Below are 18746 nucleotides of genomic sequence, written 5' to 3'. Positions count from 1 at the left end.
TAACACAGCGAATGAAAGCGCACGCTAACTAGGGCATGTATGCAAACCCTCACAGGCGTACCCTGTGGAGCTAGCATACACACCCTGGAGCGAACCGTCAGCTCATCTGAACAATCTATACGCCTGCGCATTCGCAGGCTTCATGTCTAGCGCAAGGAGGCCTCATGCCTATGTCCCCCGCATATCATTCCATCCGTTCGCTTGCCTTCATCGTGATCGGAACGGCAATCTACGCCTTCGGCCTTCACTATTTCATCCTGCCCAACCAGCTCATGGAAGGCGGCGTGACCGGGGTGGCGGTCTTGCTCAACTACGCGCTCGGCTGGCCGCTGTCAGTCTCCACCCTGCTGCTCAATATTCCGCTGTTTCTGGTGGGCTGGCGGCTGTTAGGCGGCCGCTCCATGCTGCTAACCCTGATCGGTACAGGCTCATTAGCCTTCTGTCTGGCTCTGCTGGAAGCACTGATCCGCCGTGGCTGGCTTGTTCCGTTCCACACGACGTCAGATTATATTTTGGCGGCGCTCTATGCTGGCGTCACCCTGGGCGCAGGACTTGGCCTTGTATTTCGCTTTGGCGGCACGACGGGAGGCGCCGACATCATTGCCCGTGTCCTATCCGCCCGCAAAGGCTGGAGCATGGGACAGATTATTCTGGCGCTTGATTTCGCCATTATCGCCGCTTCGCTGCTCTACATTCCCAAGGAAAAGGTGCTGTATACGCTCGTGACCGTCTTCATTGCCTCCAAGGTGATCGATTTTATTCAGGAAGGAGCTTACGCAGCCAAAGCCTTCTCTGTCATTACCGACAATGGCCTGCTCGTCGCGGAGCGGATCACCAGCGAGCTGGAGCGCGGTGTTACACTGCTGCCTGCTGTTGGAGCGTACTCTGGCCGTTCGATGCATATGGTCTACTGCGTGGTCAGCAGACAGGAGATTCAAGCTCTCAAGAGTGTGATTAAGGCGGTCGATCCATCGGCTTTCATTATTATTAGCGAGGTGAACGATGTGCTGGGCGAGGGCTTTAATCCCGATTGACCGGCTGGCGCGGCACGATACGCTCCCGCTCATAGCGGTATCTGCGATAGCCGGAAAAGCTCAGCACCGAAATAATAATGATGGATAACAGCAAGGTCCATCGCCATGGCATCCCCGTCAATACCGGAGAGAAGACCGGCTCCGCCTCTGTAGGATACTGCGACCCGAACAATCGGTCGATCGCAGCGTCCAAGATGCCAAACATCGGCTCCACTCTCGACCTGTCCGCTCTCCCGTCAGCCGCAGCCTCAAGCAGACGTCTAGCAAACACAACGCTCTGCTGCAGCGCTTCCACCTGCTCCACCTCCCGCTCCAGCAGCGCTGCCGGCCGAATGAGTCGAACATGATCCTCCAGTGGCTTAAGCGCCGCGACAGCCGCTGCAGCATGATGCTTCTCCAGCGTCCGCCAGGCGAGGAAGATGCGGCGCACATCCTCCTTCAGCACCTCCTCGTAATTCAACCACAGCGCCTGCTCCGATTTGGCGAGCGCATCATACGCCAGCATTAACCTTGAACTGGCTTGCCATAGCTCGGCATGCGGCTTGCCGCCTAGAATAACCTGCTGTAGCCGTCTTGTGGTGGCATCCAGCTCTCTCCAGCCAGCAGCGCTGCCGACAGCGCTGCGCAGCTCAGGCACAGCCGACAGACGGGCCAGCCGCTGCGTATATTGGAAGACCAACTGCCTGTTGCCTGCAAAGGCACTCTGATACAGCTCGTCCGACAGCTCAAGCAATCGCACCGTCTCGCGGGTATAGCCCGCAGCGCGCTTCCCATCCTCTATATCCCGTTGCTGCGCCTCTGCCTGCCATCCACACAGACTGAACAATAGCAAGCCGGCAGCAATTGCAGCACAGATTCCTCTCATACGGACATCCCCCCCATACTACCATATGGGGGGGATGTCCGCTTTATAACTATTGAAGCAAATATATACTACAAGCGCTGCTGCCTTCCTCGTCCAGCCAGCGCCAGCAGCGCAACTGCAAAGCTAAACAACGACAGCCCATACGTGAAACGCTCGATCGCCGCCAGATCATCCAGCAAGGCTCGGGATAACGCCGGGAAAATACCGTAGGTGTAGTCCATCGTATCGTTAAGCAGCAGCCAGAGGAGCGCGGCAAGCGCCCCTAATCTGCCAAATGCCATGAAGCGCACATAGAGCAGCGCCTCCAGCGCCATCCCCAGATGAGAGGCGACGAGCATCCAATGCTGCCACTCCAGCGGATCACCCTGCGCGGCCCCGGCAAAGATCATCGCTACCGCCCAGATGCCGTATTTGATCGAGGTGCATACAGCAAGCCCCTCCAGCACAGCGCGCAGCCCTCGGAGGAGACGTCCCGGGCGCTGCGGCGGATACAGCAGAAACAGTATCGACAGGGTGAAGAACAGGCTCGCTGTCGGGCTGTCCGGTACAAATACAAGCTGCCACAGCGGATGATGCTCATAGGTATAGGCAAGCTGATTGCCGTACCACATGTAGCCGTAGACGGTGCCGCCGGTATTCACGAGCAGCAGCAGCAACAAGAAGGTGCGATTCATTAATACAGCGCGGTCCCAAAACCGCAGCAAAGACCATGGCATACATGCCTCTCCTTTCACTTCCACAGGGCTGCATTGCACCCTTCTCCCGTTATAGCGCCTTAACCATGATTTTAGGGCGTGTCTGAAAACTCTGAACGGAACAGATCTGGCCGAATTTTCGTTCCAGGCAAGGCGCTTTTTCGCAGGCGTACCGGGGGTACGTCAAGAAAAAGCAACGCAGCATGGGGCGAAAAGGCGGGGAGAGATGCCCTTGAACGGGTTTTCAGACACGACCTAGAGAAAAAAACCTGATCGCAAGGCTGCGATCAGGTTCTAGGCAACATTATTGTGCGGCTTCCTTCTTCTGCTTGGAGAGCCAGGTTGCAACCTGATCGATCTCGTCAGCAGACAGTCTATCCTTGAAGGAAGGCATATTATTATTGCCGTTCGTAATGACGTTCAACAGTTCATCCTTGCTATACTGGTCGCCGATACCACGCAGCGCAGGCACACCATTGCCGCCGTTCATATCAGACGCGTGACAGCTCAGACAGTTCTGCTTCACGATTCCGTAGGCCGGATCATCCTCAGCGACGATAGCTACCGGAGCTGCACGCTTGACCGGATTCGGAGCAGGCTGCCCCTTCTCCCAAGCCTCGCGAGCCTTCTCCTCACGCACGATATGCTCTGGCTTCGTGTTGGTCGCTTCGAGCTGATGCTGGTAATGATCCCATGAAACCTTGGTCAAGTAAATAATGGAGATGAGTGACAATAGCATCAGGGCCGATGCGATCGGACGGCGATAGAAGCGGCGTTCCTTGCCTGTATCCAGGAAAGGAGCGAGCAGCAACGCGCCGAAGGCAACACCCGGTACCCCCATGACCCCCAGCACCACATAATCACCAGACACATACGGATATTTAAGCAACTGATACATAAACAGGAAATACCAGTCTGGCATCGGAATGAACGATGCATTCATCGGGTCCGCCGGATAACCAAGCGGCGCAGGGTGGGCAATTGTCAGAACGAGAAATCCGACCAGCACAACCGCACCAACCATCCATTCTTTCAGCAGGAAGTAAGGAATGAACGCCTCGGACTTCCCGGGAAATGCAGTGAAATCAGGTGGTATGTTCGCCATTCTGCCATCCTTGCGGATACGCGAATCGCCGACAAATACGACCTTTTCTTTAGAATTATGGCCATGCGCCATGAAGAACCCTCCCTTCGCTTATAGTGGTCCGGAAATCCCTTGCTTCCGAATCATGAAGAAGTGCGCTGCAAGCAGTGCGAGCAATGCTCCCGGCAAGAAGAAGACGTGAATTGCAAAGAAGCGTGTTAGCGTTTGCGCGCCGACAATCTCCCCGCCGTTCAGCAGCTCCTTAATGTATGGTCCCAGGTAAGGCACTGATTCAGCGATTTGCAGGGTAACCTTCGTGGCGAAGTATGCCTTGTTGTCCCAAGGCAACAAATAGCCGGTCAGACCAAGTCCAAGCATGATGAAGAAAATCAACATCCCTACAACCCAGTTCATCTCGCGCGGCGCCTTGTAGGAGCCAGTGAAGAATACGCGCAGGGTATGTAAAAACATCATTACAATGACAAGGCTTGCGCCCCAGTGGTGCATCGCGCGAACAATACCGCCGAATGCAACCTTGTGCTGCAGATAGTCAACGCTCGCGTAAGCGTTAATAATATCCGGCACGTAATACATCGTCAGGAACATTCCTGACAAGATCTGAATGACTGTGATAAAAAACGTCAGACCGCCGAAACAGTATACGAATGCAGAGAAATGGTGAGCGGGGTTGACATGCTCAGGAACCTCATGATCCGCTACGTCCCTCCACATTGGCGTAATATCAAGACGTTCGTCAATCCAATTGTATACACCCTTAAACATCTGAATGTACGCCCTCCTTATACTTTAGTGTTCGGTTTAACCGGTCCAAGATAGATGAAGCCATCCTCAATCTTCAAGTCGTACTCGTCCAGTGGAGACGGTGCAACCTTCAGATTCTTGCCTTCTTTGGTGTACTTCGCTTCATGGCATGGACAAAAATACTGATTGTCGTTCTGCGAGTTCCAGTTAATTGTACATCCCAAGTGCTTGCATACCGGCGAGAGGGCAAAAACATTACCTTGACTATCCTTCGCGATCCAGGCAGCCATCTCAGGATCGCTCTCATACCAGCCATCCACCTGATGCACCTGGAACTTGAATTCCTGCGGCTCATTCGTAATCTTGCTTTCTTCCACAACCTTGACGAATGTGCCTTCTGTTTTCTTTGTTAGGATTGGATCAACCGCAAAGCGTACCATCGGCAGAACTGGACCTGCAGCCAGGAAAGCCGTTGTTCCTCCAAGCGTATAAGCCAAAAACTGGCGGCGTGACATTTCCTTACGCTTGACGGGTTGATGTGCGGAATCATGGTGTTCATGGTTACTCATATTCTGTTCTACCCCCCTTACCAACCGTATCTTGCGTTTTGTCGCACGACAAAACACACGACGAACTAGGACATTACTTATAATAGCCTAGGTGTCCAAGACCGTCAAGAATATGCCACATTTTTTAGGTTCATGATTTTGGTTTCGCGTCAAAATTTGTTGGGATTTTGTCACAATTGACCTTGTATGGTACTATCATTCCAAAGCAGGCTGTTTTTTATTCTGTCGCAACGGCCTCGGTCTCGTTTTTTTGCTGCTGGCGCTGCCACATGGCGGCCACGGCCTGCTGAACTTCAGACGCCTGAGGATATGCCCCATCTGCGTCAGGTGCAATGAACAAGTCAGCCGAAACTCCTGCCAGACCAAGCATAGGCTTGGCTGTCGCCACAATAATATAACGAAAGCCCGTCATACGCAGACGTCTGCACAGCTCGTCCAGTCGCATATGATCCGACGGGTCATAGAAATGATAAGCAGGATAGGTCACCAGCCTGCCCTTGAATGGAACCTCCACCAGGGCCATCACATCCCGCAAATTCTCCAGCGCGCTTGTCGCCTCATATGGCGTCTCCGTCCCGTCCAGCCCGGTCACCGGAAGCAGGCACGTATCCAGATATGGCTTCAGTTCCTCCCAGCGCTCCGCTTCAATGTCGCTAAACTTCATGCTGCCCCTCCCGCAATCGTATTTCTACATATATATAATTATGTTACATGATAACAAGCCGCCAAACAAGTCAGGCGGCAACTGTACCACCTGCTTCGCAGGTGTAATAGAAGAAAAAAGATGACCCCAATTGCATATGCACGGGGCCCTGGAAGGGGAACTTGCCTAAGTTGTCTTATTATTGGCGCTTTCGGCCGATCCAAAGCAAGCCTGCCTGTAGCTGCAATTGCAGCTTAGGAAGCCTGTATCGATTTCAATTCATTGGTCAGCTCCTTGAATGTCATCTCATCCCCGTCTGCCAATGCAGTGTCAATCGCTTTATATAGACGTTCTTTCCGAAATTTCAGAACCGCGTCATCCAGCAGCATCTCCGCAGCCAAGCCCAACATCGTCTCATACGTCATTTTCATTTTATCCATAGGATGCACCTCCAACCAATCGTTCAAGAGATCCTATCGTCCAATTGTGTGTGCGCCATGCTGATCCCCAGCCCTCTCTCTCCGCAGCAGGCTTATCAGCCGGAGAAGATTCGGCAGGAGAGGAGTCTCTTGTCATCTGCTTCAACTAGGTCGTGTCTGAAAACCCGTTCAAGGGCATCTCTCCCCGCCTTTTCGCCCCATGCTGCGTTGCTTTTTCTTGACGTACCCCCGGTACGCCTGCGAAAAAGCGCCTTGCCTGGAACGAAAATTCGGCCAGATCTGTTCCGTTCAGAGTGTTCAGACACGCCCTAAACCTGCTCCTACTAATAAGCATATTCACTCGGTGCCGGATGCTCGCGTGCTATGGCCCCGGCTACATTGGAATATGCTGCAGCCTACTCCAGCTCGATGCGGTCATGAACCGCTACATAGACACCAGCAACCACCGCCCGGCCGATACGGGTCATACGAATGACCATTCCCTCTCCCTGCTTCTCGCCTATCTGCAGCAAGCCTTGATGCATCATCATACGAAGAATTCGCTCATCAAATATAGCTGAAGGGTTGTCGTAATAATACGGCTTAATCAGCGGCTCCAGCGCAGTGCGCAACGATGCAACAGTAACCCATTGATCCGCCAGCCGATCGACCCACCCGGCGAGCGAGAGCAGATTCGGCACCGCTCCCTTGTACAACCGTAGCCAGAACCGGTAGATTCTCGTGGGCTCCTCCAGTATCCGCTCCTCGGCCCAGCGCTGACCTTTGGCCGTCAATACCAGCTTCTCGCCTTGCTCCGCCAACAGCTCATTGTAATAAGCATAGTCATAGAGCAGCGAGAGACGATTCGGATAGTCCTTGATGCGTCTGCCATAACCGAAGCGCCACGCTCCCCTTGCAGGCAGCTCCTCGCGAATATGCAGGCTGTCCAGCAGTTGCTGCACATTGCGCTTGTACATCGAGCCCTCTGCATTCAGCGGCGGTTCCTGTCTAGCCGTGTAATGCAATAGCGCCAGCAGATCCTCTGCAAGCAGCCCCTGCTCATCGCGGAAGCCCTCCGGCTCTCCGGTGTAGCGAAGCGAGCTGCGCAGTTGGCGAGCCAGTTCATCTCCAAATCTCGTCTTCAGATCATCAGGAATATGAAACAGGTAGCGACTGGGACCCGAGAAGCCGTTGAACAGCCAGCCGGTCTGCTTGAATCGGCTGATGATCTCCCGCGGCGTCTGCGGTTGCTGCTTCTGCACCTCCGCCCTGGCCTTCCTGGTACGTTTCACCGAGGCGGAGGTGACGGAGCCTTCACGCTTAACAGATGCTGCAGGCTGGGACGACGCAGAGGAAACTGCACCGTGCTGAGCCTCCAGATCGAAGCGGCTTAGCTGAACCCGGGCGATCAATTCTTCCAGACTGAATGCATTTTGCGAATCGAAGAGCAAGGAATTTAAAAATCGCTTCTCCTCCCAGCTCATGGAGCTGACCACATTTTTAAATCCTTCTTTATTGCTAATCGCCCGGAGTATGGACTGAATCAGATCATTTTTGGAATGGCTGTTGCAGTCGCAATGGTATACATCTGCGATGCGGCTCAATTGCCCGATATCTGCGTAACCAAGCATCTCTGCAAGATTCATAATCTCCCCTCCGGTTCATATGCGGTGTACTAACCATTATGGGAAGATTATGGGAAAATAAACGTATGGACGAAGGTTTATTTCAGGTGGGCCATACAATTATGCAACAAAGAGTGCCATCTGTTCTCACGGTATTCTGCAACGGAATAGGATAGATTGCCAATATAGCTGCGGTCAAGCCCGCTGCACTGCGCATGAAGCATCTGGGTCAGGAAGCTGCCATGTGTAACGACGAGCAACCGCCGTGGCTCTTCTCTGCTTAGCCAATCGTTAATGAATGCGAATCCACGCTCCTTGACAGACTCATCGCTCTCTTGTCCTGTATAGGTCTGGCGCCATTGTGCTCCCCATCTCTCCAGCCGTTCCTCCTCTGTAGTGCCCTCGATCTCGCCAAAGCTCCGTTCCTTGAGCCGCTCATCCGGGGGCAGCAACGGAATAGCGAGCGTATCCGCTACGATCCGCGCTGTATCCATTGCCCGCGACAGCGGACTAGCAATGACAGCCTCCCATTGCCACGGCTCCTGCGCAAGCCTTCTGGCCAGCGACCTTGCTTGCAATATCCCCTCCTCATTCAGCGGAATGTCGGTCTGACCCTGGATTTTGCCAAGAGCGTTCCAGTCGGTCCTGCCATGTCTCACCCAACCTAATCTCCTTGTATCCTGCATGATTCATCCTCCTGTCTGATGTTGTTTATCACAACAATATAAGCCAAAACAAGTTGTACATCAAGTCATATCGATTTAGACGGAATTACCTCGATAGATAATTATTTCCACATAAAACAAACGTCTCCAGCACCATACGCTGGAGACGTGAGCTATGTTCGAGTTCGAGACAGCCAATTCAGTATAAGCAGCGTTACAATGATCCCTAATATCGACAGTGCGACCCAATATTGCGGTACAGTTGGCACGACATTCAACACAAAGGGATCACTGATGCTTGCAACAGGAATTTCGTTGTAAAAATCGGTGCTGATCAGCGAAATGCCTTCATTGGCATTCACCGTATCGAGCAGACCGGTAATATTGGATACTGTTGCTTGCGGGTCCGTGCGCTCTCCAAATAGAAAATATACGAATCCGCAGACGAACATCGCCATACAGCATGCGATCACAGCAGCTACATTCCGCTTGAACACCTTGCTGAGCTGATAACGGCGCTCGTTAATCGGCTGCATCCAGGCTTGCTCCATATAGATCCGTTCCATAACTCCGCGAGTAATGTCATCCATCGGTTCCATCCCGGCTGGACTTTCCGCAGCACTGCGAATCATGGCTTCACTTTCTTCCCAGATGCGAAACTCCTCCATGCAGCTCTCGCATTGCTGAAGATGCCGATCAATCGCCATTCGTTCAGGGTCATTCTCTGGGAGATCCCAGTAGACCCCGAGCGCCTCTTGAACCTCATGGCATTTCATCGTGTCTTCATCCCTTCAAATTCTTCCACTGCCAGTTGTTCTCCAAAATAGGGTTCAAGCTGCAGCTTCACGCTGGCTCTCGCACGGAATAGCAAGGATTTGACGGAGCTAACCGTCTGACCGAGTATATTCGCTATCTCCTGATAATCAAGCTGATCGTACTCCCTAAGTATAAGGGCAGAGCGCTGCTTCTCAGGAAGATTATTAATCGCCTCACGCACTAGCGACATCCGCTCGTTCTGCAGCACCTGCTGCTCGGGAACAGCATCTAGCGGGGCTACCGGTATGTATCCTGACTCGTCAAGCGAGAGATGGGCATTCTTTTGCTTGCGAAGCTCGCTTAGAACCGTATTGCGGGCAATTGTATACAGCCACGTAGAAAAGGAAGCATCAACTTCTCGGAAGGAATGAAGGCTTCGGTACGCCTTGTAGAAGGTTTCTGAACAAAGATCCTCTGCCATCAGCTCCAACTGCGCGCTCTTCAACATATGAAATATAAACGAGAGTATCTTGCGTTGGTAGCGTCGCATCAATTCCGAATAAAGCTGTACGTTGCCATCCTTAATCTCTCTAATTAACTGGGAATCGGTCATGAAGTGCGACCCTCCTTGGCCCTCGGAGTGATCTACCCAGTTCGGCATTGCTTATAGATATGTACCGAATCGGGAGCAAAAAGTTGCGGTATAGGAATAAAAAATCGAAATCATCGAGGAATAATAGCTCGCGGCAAACAATTATCTCTATTGTATCATATCCTTCGAGAAGCGTACCTTAAGATTTGTATAAGAAATTGACGTTTCACCGCATATTCCAACCTAACAGACGGCGAAGGCCAATCAAAGGTTGCTGCAAACTGGAAATTCGCCAAAAAAAAAATGAGCCGCTAATTAGCGGCTCTTTGCCTATTTGCAAGGCAAGAAGTATTTGGATAGGAGTGGAGAGAAACCATACTGTACTTTTATTATATGTATCCGTTTTCAGTTTGTCAATAAGCGCTTTCATTTTTTGTGAAATTATTTTCTGCTGGTCGCCGTTATACAACGCTGCAGCATAAGAGTGCAGGGACAGACTCTGTTACCTTCAAGCCTGCCCCTGCTCGGATTAATAATGCGTATGATAGCCTAGCGACTCCAGCAGCTCCACAGCCCCATCCAGATCGCTCTGCTCACGGAAGGACAGCCGCAGCACGCCAGGCACATCCTCCCTGCTCTCAATGATTTGGAGATTGCTCAGATTAATGCGATGATTGCCAAGCTCCGTGGCGATGCGGCCGATAATGCCCGGATGATCCGGCACATCGACATAGCATTCATACAGCGAATGGATCATGCCCTTGCGCCGCTCCGGCAGACGGCTGCGAAACTCGCCCGCAAGCTCAAAGGCCTTCTCCACAGCCGCGCCGTCTGCACGCTGCAGGATACCGATCATCCGCTCGGTCTCCTGCTGCCAGTCGCATAGCAGCTCCAGCATTACGTCGCGGTTGTTGATAAGGATGTCACGCCATATGACAGGATCACTTGATGCAATCCGGGTAATATCGCGGAACCCTCCTGCCGCAAGCGAGCCATAGAGCGGATTGCCTTCGTGATAGCCGCGAACCTGGTTCACGAGCAGCGCGGCAATAATATGCGGCAGATGACTGATCGCGCCGACAATCTGATCATGCTCCACCGCATCCACCAAGACGATATGCGCTCTCGTATGCTCCAGCAGGGTGCGCAGCCGCTCGACAGCCTCCGGCGGAGCATCCTGATCTGGTGTGAGGACATAGTAGGCGTTCTCGAACAGAAACGAGCTGGCCGCTTCGACGCCAGAGCGCTCCGATCCGGCCATCGGATGACCGCCGATGAAGTACGCCCCCTCCAGGTGGTAACGGCGCGCACAGGCTGTCACCGACGCCTTGGTGCTGCCGACATCGGTGATGATACAGCCAGGCTTGAGCTTAAAGCTGCTGAGCTTCTGCACATATTCCTCCAGATTGCCTACAGGCACACAGAGGAAGATGAAATCAGCAGCCTCTGCAGCCGCCTGCATCGACGTTGTTCCTTCATCCACAACGCCGCGTTGTACATATTTCTCTACGGACGACGGTCGTATCGAATGCCCGATGACATGAAGGTCGGGCTTGCCCTTGAAGCACAGTGCCAGAGAGCCTCCGATCAGGCCGACACCGAATATAGCTATAGTTGTCATCGTCTATACCTGCACCGCCAATTCCTGCAATACTTGCTCCAGCGCAGCGATGAACCTTTCGTTTTGCTCGCGGCTGCCGATTGTAATCCGTATATGGGTCGGATACTTCGACCATTTGGCACGGGAAATGATGCCGCGCTTGAGCAGGCCGTCAAATACCTGTGCGGAAGGATGCTTCGTATCAAACATGACAAAGTTGCCATGCGCCGGGAAGTAGCTCAGATCGAGCCGCTCCAGCTCGCCGGTTACATAGGCAATGCCCTGCTTGTTCAGCTCGTGGCAGCGTGCGACGAACTCTTCGTCTGTTAGCGCTGCCCTAGCGGCAGCCTGTCCGAAACGGCTCGTATTGAATGGCTCGCGAACCAGATTGATCAGGCTGATTACTTCTGGGTGCCCGATGCCATAGCCGACGCGCAATGCAGCGAGGCCATAGATTTTGGAGAAGGTGCGCAGCAGCACGAGGTTCTTGTACGACTTCAGCAGCTCAAGGCCGCGCGGGAACTCCTCATCATAGACATACTCGCAATAGGCCTCATCAAGCACGACCAGCACGCTAGGCGGCACCTGACGCAAGAACTGCTCCAGCTCATCATGTGTAACGATCGTTCCTGTCGGATTATTCGGATTGCAGATCCAGATGATCTTGGTTCTATCTGTTACAGCCGCCAGCATCGCCGGCAGATCATGCTTGCCATCGTTGAGCGGCACCTCGATAATGGTTGCATTCTCGATCTCGGCGTTATGCTTGTACTGGGCGAAGGTCTGATCCGCCATGATCGTCTCGTCGCCAGGCACGAAGAACGCGCGCGCCAGCATCAGAATCACATCATCCGAGCCGGCGCCGAAAATAATCTGGTTCGTCTCGACACCGAGCCTCGCCGCAGCTTCAGCCGTCAGCGAGACGCTGGCTCCGTCAGGGTATATGCTTGTATTCGCAAGCTCGGCTACTATGGCTTCCTTGGCCTTGTCCGAACAGCCAAATGGATTCTCATTGGAGGCCAGCTTGATCACCTCGGTCAATCCCAGCTCGCGCTTGACCTCTTCAACAGGCTTGCCTGGCTGATAGACAGGCAGATGAACGATATGTTTCTTGGGCTGCACTACAATCACCTCATTGAATTTCTCTTTCCCTATCAGAACATAATCCTTCTCATTCTCTCACATCCACGCCCTAATGAAAAGTCAAAAATCATCCCGTCCGGCGCTCTGGCATGCTGCTGTGCATACGTGATTGCCTTACGGGATGATCATAAACGAACAGGCGGCGAATGATCCTTGATCGGGTTGAGAAGCTCGCCCTACGCTCCGCTCTTCAGCTCTTGCACAAACTCACGGATCTGCTCCAGTCCTTGCTCGCGCTGCTCCGGACTTTCCAGCAGCGGCAGCGCCTCCTCGATCCGCTTCACAATCGCGCTGCCGACTACAACGCCGTCACACTGCTGCGAGAAGCGCTCGACATGCTCTCTGGAGGAGATGCCAAAGCCGATCGCAATCGGCAGGTCGGTCGACTGCCGCACGTCGTTCAGGAAGCTGTCTATACCGGCATGGAAGTCCGAACGGACGCCCGTTACGCCGAGCGAGGACACACAGTAGATAAAGCCTCTGGCACGACCCGTTATCTGGGCAATTCGCTCTCTTGAGGTTGGCGCCACCAACGGGATGAGATGAATGTTCTCCTGCTCTGCCATGGCACGCAGCTCCTCATCCTCCTCAAGCGGCAGATCCGGTATAATCAAGCCGCTGATCCCCTTGCCGCGAAGCAGCTCGAAGAAGGGCTTCAGACCAAGCTGGAAGACCGGATTATAATACGTGAACAGGATAAAGGGCAGCTTGACACCCGCTGCCCGCGCGTCGGCAGCCACCTGGATGCACTCCGTAATCGTAATTCCATGCTCCAGCGCGCGACCGGAAGCACGCTGGATAACTGGGCCGTCAGCGAGCGGGTCAGAGTAAGGCACCCCAAGCTCCAGAATGTCCGCGCCCGCCTCCTCCAGCTTGCGAATAATCTCAATCGTCGTCTGGGCATCCGGGTCGCCTACCGTCAAGAAAGGCATGAGCGCTGTCTTGCCCTGCTCCTTCAACGCAGCAAACGTCTGATCAATGTGATTCATGCGCATTCCCCTCCAAATACCCCATAATAGCCTCAACGTCCTTGTCCCCGCGCCCTGACAGATTGACGACAATCGTCTGGTCGGCAGCCAGAGTTGGCGCCAGCTTCATCGTCTGTGCAATCGCGTGGGCCGATTCCAGCGCAGGAATAATACCCTCGGTGCGCGACAGCAGTTGCAGCGCCTCCAGCGCCTCCGCATCGGTAATCGGCTCATAGCTGGCACGGCCGCTGTCCTTCAGGTAGGCGTGCTCCGGCCCGATGCCCGGATAGTCCAGTCCAGCCGAGATCGAATGCGCCGGCAGCACCTGTCCATGCTCATCCTGCAGCACATAGCTGAGCGAGCCCTGGAACACGCCGTGCCGCCCCTTGGTCAACGTGGCTGCATGCTCCGTCGTTTCAGTACCCTTGCCGGCTGCCTCAGCTCCGATCAGGCGAACCGACTCGTCCCCGAGGAAGGGGTAAAAGATACCGATCGCATTACTGCCGCCGCCGACCGCCGCCACCACATAATCCGGCAGCTTGCCCTGCTCGTTCAACATCTGCTCTCTGGTCTCGTCCCCGATGATCCGTTGGAAGTCGCGCACCATCTTCGGATACGGGTGTGGACCCGTCACAGAGCCGAGAATGTAATACGTATCCGTCACATGGCTCACCCAGTAGCGCAGCGTCTCGTTGCAGGCATCCTTGAGCGTCCGCGTGCCCGACGTCACCGGCACCACCTCTGCGCCAAGCAGCCGCATACGGAAGACGTTCAATTGCTGCCGCTTCATGTCCTCCTCGCCCATGAACACCTTGCACTCCAGACCGAGCAGCGCCGCGGCCGTCGCTGATGCTACCCCGTGCTGGCCTGCGCCCGTCTCGGCGATAACCTTCGTCTTGCCCATTCGCTTGGCCAGCAGCGCCTGCGCCAGCGAATTGTTGATCTTATGAGCGCCTGTATGGTTCAGGTCTTCGCGCTTCAGATAGATCTTCGCGCCGCCCAGATGATTCGAGAGCCGCTCTGCATAATACAGCGGCGTTGGCCTGCCGGAATATTGCTTGAGCAGATAGCGCAGCTCCGCATTGAATTGCTCATCCTTCGTATAGTGATCGAACGCTTCCTCCAGCTCGAACAGTGCATTCATCAACGTCTCCGGCACGTAGCGGCCTCCAAACTTGCCGTAGCGCCCGTTTTTGTCAGGTACCTGACTCATTGCCGTATCACCCTTTCAACAAATCCCCTGATTTTCTCTATATCCTTCATCCCATTCGTCTCTACGCCGCTCGATACATCTACCCCATCCGGCTCATAGGCCAGCAGATCGCCGACATTACCAGCGTGCAGACCGCCAGCCACATACAATGGCACTCCCAGTTGCCTGCAGGCCGCCTTGTAGGCGGGGATGCTGTGCCAGTCGAATACCTGCCCTGTGCCGCCTCCGGCTGTATCGATCACCACACCATCGATCGTACCTGCATAGGGCTGCAGCAGACGCTGCGGCTCCTCTGCCTCTATATTTGCCGCGCCTGCGGCAAGCGAGAACACCTTCCATACCTTCACGCCAAGCTGCTCGCGAACCTCTCGGCATAGCTCCGGGCTCTCCGCCCCGTGCAGTTGCAGCACATCCAGCGGCGCAGCATCGATAATCGCCGACAGCTCCGCCAGCGATGCATTGACGACGACACCTACTGTCTCGATGCGCTGCCCCTTGCCATTGCGCAGCAGCCCCACTGCGCCTGCCAGTACGCCTGCCTGCTGCGTCGTAACCTGACGGCGGCTGGGCGCCAGCACGAAGCCCACTTGGCTGATCGCCAGTCCCTCCAGCTCCCGGATGTGCTCCGCTTCCTTCAAGCCGCATACCTTGATATGGACACTCATGCTCTATCGATCGGGCCCATCAATTTCTCGACGGCAGCGCCGACATCTGCTTGCCGCATGAAATGCTCGCCGACAAGCACGCCATGCGCGCCCACTCCCTGCAAATAATCAATCTCCTTCGGAGTAGAGATGCCGCTCTCGCTAATGACCGTCACCGACTTCGGCATCAAATCTATTAACTGCTCTGTATTATGAATATCTGTCACGAAGGTTTTCAGATTGCGATTGTTGACGCCGATCAGCGTCGCCTTATTCAGCTCCAGCACCGCCTCCAGCTCCTCGCGGTCATGCACCTCCACGAGCACATCCATCCCGAGTGACTTGGCCAGATCATAGTATTCATTCAGTTGCCTGGAGCTGAGGATTGCCGCGATCAGCAGCACAGCATCCGCACCGATGACACGAGCCTCGTACACTTGGCGATAGTCTATAATAAAGTCCTTTCGCAGCAGCGGTACCTTCACCTGCTCCCGCACCTGGGTCAGATACGCGTTGCTCCCCTGGAAGAAATCCTGATCTGTCAGTACCGAGATGCAATCCGCTCCATGACGCTCATAGATGGCAGCGAGTTGAACGGGATCGAAGTCGCCGCGAATTAGCCCCTTGGATGGCGAAGCCTTCTTCACCTCAGCGATCAGACCCAGCGCACGGCGGCGTCCGGTAGTCAGCGCCCGCTCAAATCCACGGGTTTGCGGCATCGCGGCAATCTGACGCTCGTAATCTGCCAAAGAGAATGTCTCCGCAAGATCATCTGCTTCCTTGCGTTTAACTGCAACAATTTTATCAAGAAACATGAGCCAACTCTCCTGTCGTCCGTATTAGCTGCTCCAGCTTGCGCTGTGCGGCTCCTTGCTCCATAATCGCCTGTGCTTGCTGTACGCCCTCGATCAGCGAGGAGGCAGCGCCTCCTACATAGATGCATGCCCCGGCGTTGGCTGCGATAATATCGCGGTAAGCTCCCCGCTCCTCGCCGCTGAACACCCGGCGAATAATGCCTGCATTAACGGCGGCATCCCCGCCCATCACATCGCCCAGGGTGCAGCGGCGCAGGCCCAGCTCCTCTGGCGTAATATCATAGGTGCGAATGACCCCACCGTTCAGCTCCGAAAGCTGGGACGGCGCTGACAGGCTGATCTCATCCAGCCCGTCATGGCTGCTGACGATCATCGCTCGCTTCAGCCCGAGCTGCTGCAGCACGCCAGCCACCGTCTCGGTGCGCGAGCGCTCGTAGATGCCGAGCAGTTGACGATCCGCTCCCGCAGGGTTGGTCAGCGGCCCCAGCATATTGAAGATGCTGCGAATGCCCAGCTCCTTGCGTGGCCCGGCTGCATGACGCAGCGAAGGGTGGTAGAGCTGCGCGAACATGAAGCAGATGCCGATGGAATCCAGACAGCGCGCCGCCTGGTCTGCGGTCAGCGTAATATTGACACCGAGCGCCTCCAGCACGTCCGCTGAACCAGCCTTGCCGGACATCGCCCGGTTGCCGTGCTTGGCGACGCGGATGCCCGCCGCGGCAGCAATAATGGCCGAGGCTGTCGATATGTTGAACTTATGAATGCCGGAGCCACCAGTGCCGCACGTATCGAGCAGCCCTTCCTGCTCCGTGGTTACACGGCTCGCCTTGGCACGCATCACTTGGGCGAAGCCGGTAATCTCGTCGACGGTCTCGCCCTTCATCCGCATTGCGGTGACAAGTGCGGCGATCTGCGCCGAGGTCGCCTCCCCGTTCATGATCAACTCCATGATAGCAGCCGCTTCCTCGCGGCTCAGGCTTTCTCCGCCCACGACTCTGGCCAGCGCCTGCTGCATTCCTACAATCGTCATCATCCCCGCCCCCTACGCTTTTAGATGGTAATCGATATTCGTGACCTTAATTCCGTCCTGCGGCGCCGGTGACTGAACGGGAAACATCAGCTCTGCAGCGCGGATAGCCTTGAGCAGCGCCATCGCCTTGTTGACCGTCTCCATGTACTCGCTCTCTGGCACCGAATCCCAGACGATTCCGGCTCCGGCCTGCACATAGGCCTTGCCCTGCTTGAAGATAATTGTGCGGATCGTAATGCATGTATTCAGACTGCCGCCAAAGCCCAGGTAGCCGATTGCTCCTGCATAAGCGCCGCGAGCTTCATTCTCCAGCTCGGCGATAATCTCCATCGCCCGCAGCTTCGGTGCGCCAGATACCGTTCCGGCCGGCAGGCAGGAGACGAAGGCATCAAAGAAATCCTTGTCAGCGCGCAGCTTGCCCGAGACGTTGGAGACGATATGCATAACATGCGAGTATCGTTCAATCTCCATATAGGAATCACAGGTTACGGAGCCGAACTCGCAGACGCGGCCAATGTCGTTTCGTCCCAGATCAACCAGCATAAGATGCTCCGCTCGCTCCTTCTCATCGGCCAGCAGCTCACGTTCGAGCTGCAGATCCTGCTCCGGTGTCTTGCCGCGCGGCCTCGTACCTGCAATCGGCCGGGTCTCCACCCGCCCATGATCCACCTTGACGAGCGCCTCTGGCGATGTGCCGACGATGACCTCATCGTCCATTTTCAGATAATACATATATGGAGACGGATTCATCGTCCGCAGAATACGGTACACCTGCAGCGGATCAACCTCTGTCTCGATGCTGAACCGCTGGGATAGAACGACCTGGAAAATATCGCCTGATCGAATATATTCCTTCGCCTGCTCCACATTGGCAATGAACTGCTCCTTCGTTACATTCGAATGCACCTCGCCAAGCTCAGGATCAGCAGGCACGATGCCGCTCGCCATCACTGGCAATGCTGGTGGCTGCTGCAGCCGTTCCAGTACAGCGGTAATTTTCGCAACGGTCGTCTCATAGGCACTGCGAATCTGTTCATCTGTGGCCTGCTCGGGAATATGAACATTGCCGATCACCTGCAACTGCTGCTTGAAATGATCGAATACGATAATCTGGTCGCAGAACATGAATTGCAGATCATTCATCTGGAGATCATCGAGTCGATGGGCAGGAAGCTTCTCATAATATTGCAGCAGATCATAGCCGAAGAACCCGATCGCTCCCCCCGTAAAGGGCGGCAGCTCGTCGCTTGCCGGACTGCGGTAGCTGCTCAGGTAAGCCTTGAGCGTCTCAATCGGCTTATCCTTGAACACCCGCTTCTCTCCATGCTGCTCGATCACCATCTCGCCCTGCTTGCCCGAAATCATCATGAACGGGTCCGTGCCGATGAACGAATAACGCGCCCATTTGACCCCGCCCTCTACACTCTCCAGCAGAAATGCCCGCTTCTCGCGATAAAAATGCTGAAACAATCGGATTGGCGTCTCCGTATCCGCCATCGCGTGGCGTACAATCGGAATCAAGTTATATTCACCAGCCAACGACATGACCTTCTGCAGCTCGTTTGTCATCGCTCTCATCCCTTCCCTTCCTCGTTCAAATGAATAACGTCTGATTGAAGCACCG

20 protein-coding genes are annotated in these 18746 nt (G+C 54.7%); 1 reads left to right on the top strand and 19 read right to left on the bottom strand.

Features of this window, described 5'->3' with window-relative positions; all coding sequences use genetic code 11:
• The first annotated feature begins 164 nt into the window (after nucleotides 1-164).
• Nucleotides 165-1034: a YitT family protein gene (locus ACY1JZ_RS20855; RefSeq protein ID WP_442954891.1), complete on the top strand. Its 870-nt coding sequence runs from the start codon at nucleotides 165-167 to the stop codon at nucleotides 1032-1034.
• Here ACY1JZ_RS20855 and ACY1JZ_RS20850 read toward each other — a convergent pair.
• The 19 genes from ACY1JZ_RS20850 to trpE all read right to left on the bottom strand — a co-directional run bounded on the left by ACY1JZ_RS20850 (nucleotide 1021) and on the right by trpE (nucleotide 18691).
• Nucleotides 1021-1899 (bottom strand): sporulation protein YpjB, encoded by an 879-nt coding sequence (locus ACY1JZ_RS20850; RefSeq protein WP_462630793.1) that lies wholly within the window; start codon nucleotides 1897-1899, stop codon nucleotides 1021-1023. The genes ACY1JZ_RS20855 and ACY1JZ_RS20850 overlap by 14 nt on opposite strands.
• A gap of 68 nt (nucleotides 1900-1967) precedes the next feature.
• Nucleotides 1968-2615 carry a DUF1405 domain-containing protein gene (locus ACY1JZ_RS20845; protein WP_462630792.1) on the bottom strand — a complete coding sequence of 216 codons (648 nt, stop codon included), beginning with the start codon at nucleotides 2613-2615 and terminating at the stop codon, nucleotides 1968-1970.
• 283 nt (nucleotides 2616-2898) lie between these two features.
• Nucleotides 2899-3771, bottom strand: coding sequence for a menaquinol-cytochrome c reductase cytochrome b/c subunit (locus ACY1JZ_RS20840; RefSeq protein ID WP_270171542.1), 873 nt, complete (start codon nucleotides 3769-3771; stop codon nucleotides 2899-2901).
• Nucleotides 3772-3789: 18 nt separating this feature from the next.
• Entirely contained in the window at nucleotides 3790-4461 is a 672-nt protein-coding gene (qcrB, locus tag ACY1JZ_RS20835) for a menaquinol-cytochrome c reductase cytochrome b subunit (RefSeq protein ID WP_270171544.1), read from the bottom strand.
• A gap of 17 nt (nucleotides 4462-4478) precedes the next feature.
• Nucleotides 4479-5009, bottom strand: a complete 531-nt coding sequence (locus ACY1JZ_RS20830; protein WP_270171546.1) for a QcrA and Rieske domain-containing protein — start codon at nucleotides 5007-5009, stop codon at nucleotides 4479-4481.
• A 217-nt stretch (nucleotides 5010-5226) separates the two neighbouring features.
• The gene (locus ACY1JZ_RS20825; protein ID WP_462630791.1) at nucleotides 5227-5673 is read right to left on the bottom strand and encodes a DUF2487 family protein; all 447 of its coding nucleotides are present in this window, start codon (nucleotides 5671-5673) and stop codon (nucleotides 5227-5229) included.
• Nucleotides 5674-5906: 233 nt separating this feature from the next.
• A complete protein-coding gene (locus tag ACY1JZ_RS20820) occupies nucleotides 5907-6092 on the bottom strand; it encodes an IDEAL domain-containing protein (protein ID WP_270171550.1) in 186 nt (61 codons plus the stop codon).
• Nucleotides 6093-6487: 395 nt separating this feature from the next.
• Nucleotides 6488-7717, bottom strand: coding sequence for a hypothetical protein (locus ACY1JZ_RS20815; RefSeq protein WP_462630790.1), 1230 nt, complete (start codon nucleotides 7715-7717; stop codon nucleotides 6488-6490).
• A gap of 77 nt (nucleotides 7718-7794) precedes the next feature.
• On the bottom strand, nucleotides 7795-8355 hold the full coding sequence (locus ACY1JZ_RS20810; RefSeq protein ID WP_462630789.1) for a histidine phosphatase family protein: 561 nt from the start codon (nucleotides 8353-8355) through the stop codon (nucleotides 7795-7797).
• 179 nt (nucleotides 8356-8534) lie between these two features.
• Nucleotides 8535-9137 carry an anti-sigma factor family protein gene (locus ACY1JZ_RS20805; protein WP_270171555.1) on the bottom strand — a complete coding sequence of 201 codons (603 nt, stop codon included), beginning with the start codon at nucleotides 9135-9137 and terminating at the stop codon, nucleotides 8535-8537.
• Nucleotides 9134-9730: an RNA polymerase sigma factor gene (locus ACY1JZ_RS20800; RefSeq protein ID WP_270171557.1), complete on the bottom strand. Its 597-nt coding sequence runs from the start codon at nucleotides 9728-9730 to the stop codon at nucleotides 9134-9136. The genes ACY1JZ_RS20805 and ACY1JZ_RS20800 overlap by 4 nt, the downstream gene beginning before the upstream one ends.
• A 508-nt stretch (nucleotides 9731-10238) precedes the next feature.
• Nucleotides 10239-11330: a prephenate dehydrogenase gene (locus ACY1JZ_RS20795; protein WP_462630788.1), complete on the bottom strand. Its 1092-nt coding sequence runs from the start codon at nucleotides 11328-11330 to the stop codon at nucleotides 10239-10241.
• Nucleotides 11331-11333: 3 nt separating this feature from the next.
• Nucleotides 11334-12431 carry a histidinol-phosphate transaminase gene (gene hisC / locus ACY1JZ_RS20790; RefSeq protein WP_462630787.1) on the bottom strand — a complete coding sequence of 366 codons (1098 nt, stop codon included), beginning with the start codon at nucleotides 12429-12431 and terminating at the stop codon, nucleotides 11334-11336.
• A gap of 197 nt (nucleotides 12432-12628) precedes the next feature.
• Entirely contained in the window at nucleotides 12629-13441 is an 813-nt protein-coding gene (trpA, locus tag ACY1JZ_RS20785) for a tryptophan synthase subunit alpha (protein WP_270171560.1), read from the bottom strand.
• Entirely contained in the window at nucleotides 13428-14633 is a 1206-nt protein-coding gene (trpB, locus tag ACY1JZ_RS20780; protein ID WP_462630786.1) for a tryptophan synthase subunit beta, read from the bottom strand. The genes trpA and trpB overlap by 14 nt, the downstream gene beginning before the upstream one ends.
• Nucleotides 14630-15298: a phosphoribosylanthranilate isomerase gene (locus tag ACY1JZ_RS20775; protein ID WP_462630785.1), complete on the bottom strand. Its 669-nt coding sequence runs from the start codon at nucleotides 15296-15298 to the stop codon at nucleotides 14630-14632. The genes trpB and ACY1JZ_RS20775 overlap by 4 nt, the downstream gene beginning before the upstream one ends.
• Entirely contained in the window at nucleotides 15295-16092 is a 798-nt protein-coding gene (gene trpC / locus ACY1JZ_RS20770) for an indole-3-glycerol phosphate synthase TrpC (protein WP_462630784.1), read from the bottom strand. The genes ACY1JZ_RS20775 and trpC overlap by 4 nt, the downstream gene beginning before the upstream one ends.
• Nucleotides 16082-17125: an anthranilate phosphoribosyltransferase gene (trpD, locus tag ACY1JZ_RS20765; protein ID WP_462630783.1), complete on the bottom strand. Its 1044-nt coding sequence runs from the start codon at nucleotides 17123-17125 to the stop codon at nucleotides 16082-16084. Before trpD ends, trpC begins: the two co-directional genes overlap by 11 nt.
• 9 nt (nucleotides 17126-17134) lie before the next feature.
• Nucleotides 17135-18691 carry an anthranilate synthase component I gene (gene trpE / locus ACY1JZ_RS20760; RefSeq protein WP_462630870.1) on the bottom strand — a complete coding sequence of 519 codons (1557 nt, stop codon included), beginning with the start codon at nucleotides 18689-18691 and terminating at the stop codon, nucleotides 17135-17137.
• Between the last annotated feature and the right edge of the window lie 55 nt (nucleotides 18692-18746).

This window comes from Paenibacillus sp. J5, assembly GCF_054955055.1.
Note: the sequence above shows the minus strand (reverse complement) of the source record. Positions and strands in the feature narration are given on the sequence as shown.

Coding starts and splice junctions, on each gene's coding strand:
- ACY1JZ_RS20825 (WP_462630791.1), bottom strand. CDS start 5,673: ATGAAGTTTAGCGACATTGAAGCGGAGCGCTGGGAGGAACTGAAGCCA.
- ACY1JZ_RS20805 (WP_270171555.1), bottom strand. CDS start 9,137: ATGAAATGCCATGAGGTTCAAGAGGCGCTCGGGGTCTACTGGGATCTC.
- trpC (WP_462630784.1), bottom strand. CDS start 16,092: ATGTTTCTTGATAAAATTGTTGCAGTTAAACGCAAGGAAGCAGATGAT.
- ACY1JZ_RS20840 (WP_270171542.1), bottom strand. CDS start 3,771: ATGGCGCATGGCCATAATTCTAAAGAAAAGGTCGTATTTGTCGGCGAT.
- trpD (WP_462630783.1), bottom strand. CDS start 17,125: ATGATGACGATTGTAGGAATGCAGCAGGCGCTGGCCAGAGTCGTGGGC.
- trpA (WP_270171560.1), bottom strand. CDS start 13,441: ATGAATCACATTGATCAGACGTTTGCTGCGTTGAAGGAGCAGGGCAAG.
- ACY1JZ_RS20855 (WP_442954891.1), top strand. CDS start 165: ATGCCTATGTCCCCCGCATATCATTCCATCCGTTCGCTTGCCTTCATC.
- ACY1JZ_RS20800 (WP_270171557.1), bottom strand. CDS start 9,730: ATGACCGATTCCCAGTTAATTAGAGAGATTAAGGATGGCAACGTACAG.
- ACY1JZ_RS20795 (WP_462630788.1), bottom strand. CDS start 11,330: ATGACAACTATAGCTATATTCGGTGTCGGCCTGATCGGAGGCTCTCTG.
- ACY1JZ_RS20850 (WP_462630793.1), bottom strand. CDS start 1,899: ATGAGAGGAATCTGTGCTGCAATTGCTGCCGGCTTGCTATTGTTCAGT.
- ACY1JZ_RS20830 (WP_270171546.1), bottom strand. CDS start 5,009: ATGAGTAACCATGAACACCATGATTCCGCACATCAACCCGTCAAGCGT.
- ACY1JZ_RS20775 (WP_462630785.1), bottom strand. CDS start 15,298: ATGAGTGTCCATATCAAGGTATGCGGCTTGAAGGAAGCGGAGCACATC.
- ACY1JZ_RS20820 (WP_270171550.1), bottom strand. CDS start 6,092: ATGGATAAAATGAAAATGACGTATGAGACGATGTTGGGCTTGGCTGCG.
- qcrB (WP_270171544.1), bottom strand. CDS start 4,461: ATGTTTAAGGGTGTATACAATTGGATTGACGAACGTCTTGATATTACG.
- ACY1JZ_RS20845 (WP_462630792.1), bottom strand. CDS start 2,615: ATGCCATGGTCTTTGCTGCGGTTTTGGGACCGCGCTGTATTAATGAAT.
- ACY1JZ_RS20815 (WP_462630790.1), bottom strand. CDS start 7,717: ATGAATCTTGCAGAGATGCTTGGTTACGCAGATATCGGGCAATTGAGC.
- trpE (WP_462630870.1), bottom strand. CDS start 18,691: ATGACAAACGAGCTGCAGAAGGTCATGTCGTTGGCTGGTGAATATAAC.
- trpB (WP_462630786.1), bottom strand. CDS start 14,633: ATGAGTCAGGTACCTGACAAAAACGGGCGCTACGGCAAGTTTGGAGGC.